Origin of the sequence: Sphaerospermopsis sp. FACHB-1094, from assembly GCF_014696195.1 — a bacterium.
Lineage (GTDB): Bacteria > Cyanobacteriota > Cyanobacteriia > Cyanobacteriales > Nostocaceae > Sphaerospermopsis > Sphaerospermopsis kisseleviana.
On sequence record NZ_JACJPT010000168.1, the window covers coordinates 1 to 7694 of the forward strand.

The 7694-nt window shown below is 37.0% G+C and carries 7 protein-coding genes; 3 read left to right on the forward strand and 4 right to left on the reverse strand.

Going from position 1 to position 7694, the window contains the following annotated elements; all coding sequences use genetic code 11:
* Positions 1–139 precede the first annotated feature (139 nt).
* Positions 140–928: a DUF1868 domain-containing protein gene (locus H6F47_RS25900; protein WP_137669588.1), complete on the forward strand. Its 789-nt coding sequence runs from the start codon at positions 140–142 to the stop codon at positions 926–928.
* A 285-nt stretch (positions 929–1213) separates the two neighbouring features.
* Here the strand turns inward: H6F47_RS25900 and H6F47_RS25905 are convergent, their stop codons facing one another.
* Entirely contained in the window at positions 1214–1993 is a 780-nt protein-coding gene (locus H6F47_RS25905; protein ID WP_190348756.1) for an RDD family protein, read from the reverse strand.
* Positions 1994–2020: 27 nt separating this feature from the next.
* Positions 2021–2869 carry a DUF975 domain-containing protein gene (locus H6F47_RS25910; RefSeq protein ID WP_190651635.1) on the reverse strand — a complete coding sequence of 283 codons (849 nt, stop codon included), beginning with the start codon at positions 2867–2869 and terminating at the stop codon, positions 2021–2023.
* An 81-nt stretch (positions 2870–2950) separates the two neighbouring features.
* Between H6F47_RS25910 and H6F47_RS25915 the strand changes: the two genes are divergently transcribed.
* Entirely contained in the window at positions 2951–3916 is a 966-nt protein-coding gene (locus H6F47_RS25915) for a stage II sporulation protein M (RefSeq protein ID WP_190651637.1), read from the forward strand.
* Between the two features lie 101 nt (positions 3917–4017).
* Here H6F47_RS25915 and H6F47_RS25920 read toward each other — a convergent pair whose 3' ends face one another.
* Positions 4018–5337 carry a DUF58 domain-containing protein gene (locus tag H6F47_RS25920; RefSeq protein WP_187041331.1) on the reverse strand — a complete coding sequence of 440 codons (1320 nt, stop codon included), beginning with the start codon at positions 5335–5337 and terminating at the stop codon, positions 4018–4020.
* A 262-nt stretch (positions 5338–5599) separates the two neighbouring features.
* Positions 5600–6532, reverse strand: a complete 933-nt coding sequence (locus tag H6F47_RS25925; protein WP_187041332.1) for a DUF4344 domain-containing metallopeptidase — start codon at positions 6530–6532, stop codon at positions 5600–5602.
* 581 nt (positions 6533–7113) lie between these two features.
* Here H6F47_RS25925 and H6F47_RS25930 point away from each other — a divergent pair.
* Positions 7114–7694: helix-turn-helix domain-containing protein (locus H6F47_RS25930; RefSeq protein WP_190651639.1), on the forward strand; the 581-nt coding region annotated here is incomplete at its 3' end.

Genomic DNA, 7694 nt, shown 5'->3' on the forward strand with positions numbered 1-7694 from the left:
GTCCCCAGTCCCCAGTCCCCAGTCCCCAGTCCCCAGTCACCAGTCCCCAGTCCCCAGTCCCCAGTCCCCAAATAAAATAACTTGGTCAAATTATGTAAATTTTCCTACAATCTATCAAGAGAGCGCGAGGCTAAGAAGATTGGACGACAACTACCAAACCTATTTAAATCGGGTAGCACGCATGACGCTACCAGAATCTTACAAAACCCAAGTTCAGCATATCCAGGAATCTTATAAATTTAAACCTGTTGATGGAGTCAGAAAACCAGCACCATTTCCTGGTTATACACTGATTACCCCACCAGCAGCAGAAGATACACAGAACGCTGATTTTTACAGCCAAATTGAGACTTTTCAGCGATCGCTGTTAGAGTTACCAATCAATTCTGATTTGATTGTACCTCTACCTCCTGCCAGTTTTCATTTCACCTTAGCGGACTTGATTTGGGATCATGCTTACATTCATGCTACTGAGAAAAATCCCCAATTTGAACAGGATTTAAATACTTGCTTAGGGAATTTGTTTAAGCAGTATCAACAGTTGCGGGGTGAAGTCAGTAATCCCATTTCTTGGCAAATGCTAGGACTAATAGTAATGCCAAGAGCTTTAGCGGTGTGTTTAATACCCAAAGATGAAAGATCCTATGAAGAAATTATTCAACTGAGGCGGTTGATTTATCAAAATCGCAAATTAATGGGTTTGGGAATTGAGCAACATTACCACTTTACTGCTCATGTTACATTAGGTTATTTTGGCGAAATTCCTACTGATTTAGATCGGGTACAACTCAGTAATTTGTTATCTGAATTAAATCAACAATGGCTGTTGAATTTTCCCGAAATTGTAATTCATCAGGCTGAATTAAGAAAGTTTGACGATATGACAGCCTATTATCGTCAACCTGAATTTACGAGTTTAGAGTTTTAATTTGTTAGTTGTCAGGGAATAGGGACTGGTGACTGGGGACTGGTGACTGGTGAGTGGGGACTGGTGACTGGGGACTGGGGACTGGTGAGTGGGGACTGGTGACTGGGGACTGGGGACTGGTGACTGGGGACTGGTGAGTGGGGACTGGTGACTGGGGACTGGGGACTGGGGACTGGGGACTGGGGACTGGGGACTGGGGACTGGGGACTGGTGACTGGGGACTGGGGACTGGTGACTGGGAATAAATATGTTTCTTTCTTCTTTATCCTGCCTGCTGCCTGCTGCTTAAAACTCTGGTTGTTGATAGGCTAAATAAACAGCTTCTAAAAAAACATCAGAGGAAATATCAGCAGGTAAAATTGTTAAATTTATAATAGATTTTACCTGCTCAGATAATTTTAGTGATAGAGATGACCGAGCTTTTTTAGACATTCCATTGCGGCGTTGTAAATATTCACGAATAATGGCAAAATCATCAGGCAATAATTGAGATAAATCCGAGATTTTTTGCAAACTGATATAAAAAGATTTTGCCTCATCTGAAATAGTAAGATTGGCAGATTTATTAACTTGTTGGGTTTGAATTACTATCGTTCCTGCGACTAAATCACCAAGGCGCTTTTCACTTTTAATAGACATAATTAAAAAAGCGCCAATAAACAAAGTCTCATCAATAGGACGCAGTAAAGCCCGGAGAGAAGCTTGTTGTAAACCCAAAGGTCTGCCATCATCTCGCACCACACGAATTTTTGCAATGCGTTTACCAGGGGTTTGTCCTTGCCAGAGAGTTTCAAAAAAAACAAAATAACCTGTGTAAATAAAGAAAAGAATCAGGAAAGCGATCGCAGTCATCCATAAACCAAAACCAGGACCAAAAATCTCTGAACCAATATCATATAATTGATTAGAAATAAATGCCCAGACTGCGATAAACAGAGCTAAACTTAAAGCCAAAATCTGGTAGTCAATAATTAACGCCCAAGCTCGACTTCCTATACCAGCTAAGGTAAATTCTAACTCAACGCTTTCCGGGGTGCTGAATTTGATTCTGTTGAAAAGGTGCATGATTGGAAATTATTTTTCAATTTTGCTTTAAATTTCTCGGTCACGTAACTCCAAACCTAAACCCTCACGCCGACTTCTTAGGTCATAGTAAATTACAGCTTTGACAGTTTGCAAAAAAGGTAAAATTGCAGCATTACTAGATACAATTATACCTAGAAATAAAACAATAAATATCAGAGAAAAAACCGGAGAACCATCAGCTAATAGGGGTGTGAAAATTAGCTGAATCACAGTTGTAATAATCTGTACTAAAATTTGCAGTGGCAATGTGATTAAAAGGGCTACAAAAGAAATTATAAATATTCTGCCTACATAGCCTTTAGTTAACTCCCAACTGCGTTGAATAGTAGAAATAGCATCAACATTTTCTTCAATAGCTAGGGGTAGATCCACTACATAAAATCTAGTTCCCAACCAGACAATCCCCACAATACCAACAACACTGACTAAAATTGCTATTAACACAAAAATACCAATATTAGACAGATTGCCATTTTGTACTCCCAAAACCGCAGCCATAATACCCAACAACAAACCCCCCGCAACTAGAAAACCGATCATAATACCCACACTGATAAAAAACATTAAGATCAATGTGCCGAAAAACTTCCAAAGACGGGAATTAACGAACCTTTCACCCGCATGAACACTTTCTGGTTGATTCACCAAATCACCAAAGGCCAAACGACCAATCAAAGCTGATAAAGCATAAAACTTTGCCCAGCCATAAATTGGTAACAACACCCAAAGATAAGCCTTCAAAGCCAGTATAAAATATTCTTTGAGGTGAGAACGATATAAACGGACTGCGGCACTAACCACATTACCAATACTTAATGGTTCAGCATTACTGGTATAACCCAAGTTGTCAGACATAGTAGTAAATGTTCCTGAAAATTACAGTTGGCAATTTTGAGTCCATATTAAGCTAAATTAAACTCAGTACCCGGAAATTTTATGAATATTAAACGTTGGATCGGCAGACGAGAGGAAAATTGGCAACGTCTAGATTCTCTATTGCGGAAAGTAGAACAAAAAAAGTTAAAATCTCTCAAATATGGGGAAATTAGAGAGTTAGCCAGTTTATATCGTTCTGTAGCGGCAGATTTAGCCCGCGCTCGTACCCAGGAAGTAGGGAATACTTTAATTCAAAGTTTACAATCCCTAACAACTCGCGCCTATACTCAAATTTATCAGGGTTCACGCAAACAAGAATGGCAAGCAGCGGTAGAATTTTACCGTTTTGGATTTCCGGCTGTAGTGCAGCAAACATTTCCATACATAGCCACCGCCACAGCTTTATTTATCTTAGGTGGTTTAGTAGCTTGGTGGTATGCTTGGCAAGATCCCAGTTTTATGTCGCTGATAGTACCAAACCAGATAATTTCCCAAGTCCGAGATAAAGGTGAGTTATGGATGGGTTCTATTGTCGGTATTGAACCTTTGGCATCCAGCAATATTATGATTAATAATATTTCCGTGTCTTTTGTTGCTGTCGCTGGAGGAATTACTGCCGGATTATACACAATTTATATTATGATATTTAACGGTTTATTAATTGGTGCGGTTGGTACTTTAGTTGCTCAAAATAATCTCGCTTATCCATTTTGGGCGTTTGTGTTTCCTCACGGTTCAATAGAATTACCCGCTATCTTTTTTGCAGGTGGGGCTGGACTTTTAATAGCCAAAGCAATTATATTTCCTGGTAAATATCGCCGTCGAGATGCAATTAAATATTATAGTTCTCTAGCTGCACAATTGGTATTTGGAATTGTGCCGATGTTAATTATAGCTGGAATTATTGAAGGTTTTTTCTCACCTAATCCTATTGTTCCAGACCCGATTAAATATTTAGCAGGAATGGGATTGTTTATATTTTTAGTGCTGTATTGTAATCGTAAAAATAAATTGGTTAAGGGATAAAAAATTAAAAATTAAAAATTAAAAATTAAAAGTTAAAAATTAAAAAGGAATGAAGAGGAAGATATTTTAGCAGTAAGGGTAATTCTTCCTCCTGACTCCTGCTAAAGCTGATTTCTGGCTTTAAGTTTTAGATAACTTTCAACTAATTGATCAGAAATTTGATTTGCTGGTGCATCCAGAACCAAAACACCTTTTTGTTTTAATTGGGCAAAAGCAACTTGTCTTTGTGCTAATAAATCTAGAGATACTGCACGAGTATAAGCTGTTGTGATATCGTCAGTAAAATTGTGTGCTATGTGGTCAACTTGGGGATCGCGGAGGGTGACACAAAAAGGTAAATAACGGGGTGCTAATTTGCAGAGTGCAGTGAGAAGTTCTGAAGAAGCCGTAATATCAACTAAGTCAGTAATTACCACTACTAGCGCCCTGCGGGTTTGCTGTTGAACTACATGAGTGACAGCGCCTAAATAATCAGATTCTAATAATACTGGTTCAATGGGAGTAAGTCGATCAATTAGTTGATTAAGGTGATGTTGTCCCCGTTCTGGGGGTATCCAGGTGTGTACTTGACGATCAAATACAGCTACACCAACGCGATCGCCCCGATGTAAACCCGCCAATGCTAAGGATAATGTGGTATTTAAACCCCAGTCAAATCGCTGTAAACCCTGGACTCTGGCGGTCATCAATCGCCCACGATCTAGTAAAATCAGTACAGTTTGTTCCTGTTCTGGTTCTAAAACTCTGACTAATGGACCTGTGTTACCATAACTACGTCTAGCGGTAGCTTTCCAATCGACAAACCGCAAATCATCACCGCTGCGATAGTTCCGCAGTTCTGCAAATTCTGTTCCTATACCCATTTGACGAACTTTGCGGATAGAACCAGATGATTGTAATGTCAGACGAATCGAGAGCGATCGCAACCCCATTAAATCAGGATACACTTTCACCCGTGTATTTTGGGGAATTTGCCAATCATCCCACCCTAACCCCCAATTTCCCAACTGTCGTACTTGAATATTTCCCCAAGGAAAATCTCCTCTTTGATTTGGTTGTACAGTGTAAGTTATCTCTTGGGTGTTATTTGCAGAAAGATTAACGCTGAGAGTCGATGTAGAAACAGTAAACTCTGTCGGATAGTAATCACGAATTTGAATAATACTATTTGTATTTCCTGATTCTACCTTTAACACTACTGGATTATCACGGCCAATAGATAAACGTGAGGGTAATTCCCGACTAATTTTAACGCGAGATTTTCTCACTTTTAAACTATCAATAACCATCAATCCTAAAACCACAGCATCAAATAACAAAGTTAAAGTGATGCTTTGGTAAATACCCACAATCATGGATAAAATGGGTGATACAGCAATTGCTAAACCTAATAAAAAATAAACTTTTTTAGATGGAATCATATAGTTCACAGGTGACAGGTGACAGGTGACAGAAAAAAGTGAATAGTTATCAGTTATCATTATTCATGCTTTATTGTTAACTGTTAACTGTTAACAGTTAAGTGACTTCTGATCCAATTTCTTTATGAGGCTGCGCCTAAATTCTTCATCTCTTATTTCCTTCTTTCTTTGTGTCCTTTGTGTCCTTTGCGGTTAGTTCATTCTTGAATTTAGCGCATCTTTATCAAGAATTGGTATGACTCCTAAATTCTTCCAACTCTGATTATAATAAATTCATACCTTCTCTTAAATGAGGATTGAGTATAGTTCGCCAAGCCTTTAGTTTTTTATTATAATCTATTCGGCAAGTAGTTTGTCTTTCTGGTGGGATACCTATATTTTCTACCAAAACATCATACTCTTTGGGGTTTTTACCATAAACCAAACAAATAATATTATAAAACCTTTGATAATTCAAAGAGTGTTCATCCCAAAAAGATAAATCTTGACTTACACTTTCCATTTCCTGATTTCCAGATAAACCAAATTGGATAGCAGAAGCTAAAGCTGCAAATTCCTGTCCTAATTCTGATAATAAAATTGTCGAAAATTCATCAACTGTATCTTCTTCTTTACCAGTTACAGGTAAATCTAATTCTTCGATGAGTGTATGTCCTAATTCATGGAAAAAAGTAAAAACCGTTGTACCTGCTACCCGACGATTAACTTTATTAACTATTTCCGGTTCATTAATATTTAATTCCCTTGATTGATAGTATTCCATAAATACATCTGTGAATCTATCTATTAATTCATAGCAAAGAGTAATACTATGTTCAGAGGATTTATAATAGGCGTTGACAGCACCACAGTCACCCAAAACAATTTTGACATCATTGGGCATAATTAAAACTCTATTTAGCTTTTGGGCTAATTTTTCAAATGATTGATATTTTTGGAATCTTTCTTGTCTTTTGATAAAATGTTTGCGCTGTAAAGGAGTATAAATTACTTGAAATTTTCCTGTAGCATCTACATTATTACTATTATGCCTATTCCTAATTATTTCGTTAGTATTGCCAATTAATTTAACTGGCGTTTGCTTATCAATAGGATTGATAGAAATAACAATTATACATAAAGCTAGAATACTGACTAACAGGAAAATTTTTAGTTTAATATTAATTGATTGCAAATAATTGAATAGGTAAGACATACTGTGGTATATACAATATGATTGAAAACTTGGTAAGGAGTCAGAATTTTTGATAAATTTGATCAATCAGTAGATGAACAATGAGAGAATGAGAGGATGTTTGTAAAGTCTAATTTGTAAAGTCTAATTTGTAAAGTCTAATTTGTAAAGTCTAAATTAATGGCAAATAAAAACGGTAGCATCCCCAATGTGTAAATTTATTTTTATCTAACGGAAAAATGATCCAAAGTCCTGATAAGCTGATGTGCAGCTAAACTGTATAATTAAAAAATCTGAAGTTACAGTAGCACAAGCATCTTGTTTGTATTAATTATTCAAGTTAAAGGAACAACAGCTTATGATTGAACCGCAAAGACGAGCCAGTGCGTTGGGCAGCTCTGCCGACTTGTAGCAACTGGCGTGCAAAGGACACAAAGGTAAGAGAGTTTAAGAGCTTGTCCTAAGTTGACAATTTACTAGACAAACCTATACAAGTACATACAAAACTACAAGTATTTGACGTATACATGGAATAAGTTGACTAAAAAATTAGGCAAAATGTGTCAGAATTAAATAATAAAGTATAGTGTTGACATCAGCAAATGCTTTTATCCATCAAAACACAACTCAAGTTAAATAAAACTCAAGAAATATTAATGGCTAAACACGCTGGTATAGCAAGGTTTACCTATAATTGGGGTTTAGCAACTTGGGCTTCTTTGCATAAAGATGGATTAAAGCCAAACAAATACATCCTCAAAAAATTCTTTAATAATCATGTAAAACCTGAATTGGCATGGATTAAAGAAAAGGGTATTTGCCAAAAAATCACTCAATACGCCTTTGATAGTTTAGGTGAGGCTTTCCAGAGATTTTTTAAAGGACAGTCTAAATATCCCAACTTCAAAAAGAAAGGGAAAAATGATAGTTTTACAATTGATGCAGGTGGTAAACCAATTCCTGTAGGTGGTATATCAATAAAACTACCAACAATTGGATGGGTAAAAACTTATGAAGGATTGCCTCATACTACTTGCAAAAGCATTACTATTTCTAGGACTGCTGATAGCTGGTACATAGCTTTTTCTTATGAACAAGAATGTCAGCCAACTATTAAAAAACATGATGCTGTTGGTGTTGATTTGGGAGTAAAGGAACTAGCTACACTAAGCACTGGTGTTAC

Excerpts from the sequence above, each read along its gene's own strand:
- H6F47_RS25905 (WP_190348756.1), bottom strand. The coding sequence starts at position 1,993 with ATGCACCTTTTCAACAGAATCAAATTCAGCACCCCGGAAAGCGTTGAG.
- H6F47_RS25910 (WP_190651635.1), bottom strand. The coding sequence starts at position 2,869 with ATGTCTGACAACTTGGGTTATACCAGTAATGCTGAACCATTAAGTATT.
- H6F47_RS25915 (WP_190651637.1), top strand. The coding sequence starts at position 2,951 with ATGAATATTAAACGTTGGATCGGCAGACGAGAGGAAAATTGGCAACGT.
- H6F47_RS25920 (WP_187041331.1), bottom strand. The coding sequence starts at position 5,337 with ATGATTCCATCTAAAAAAGTTTATTTTTTATTAGGTTTAGCAATTGCT.
- H6F47_RS25925 (WP_187041332.1), bottom strand. The coding sequence starts at position 6,532 with ATGTCTTACCTATTCAATTATTTGCAATCAATTAATATTAAACTAAAA.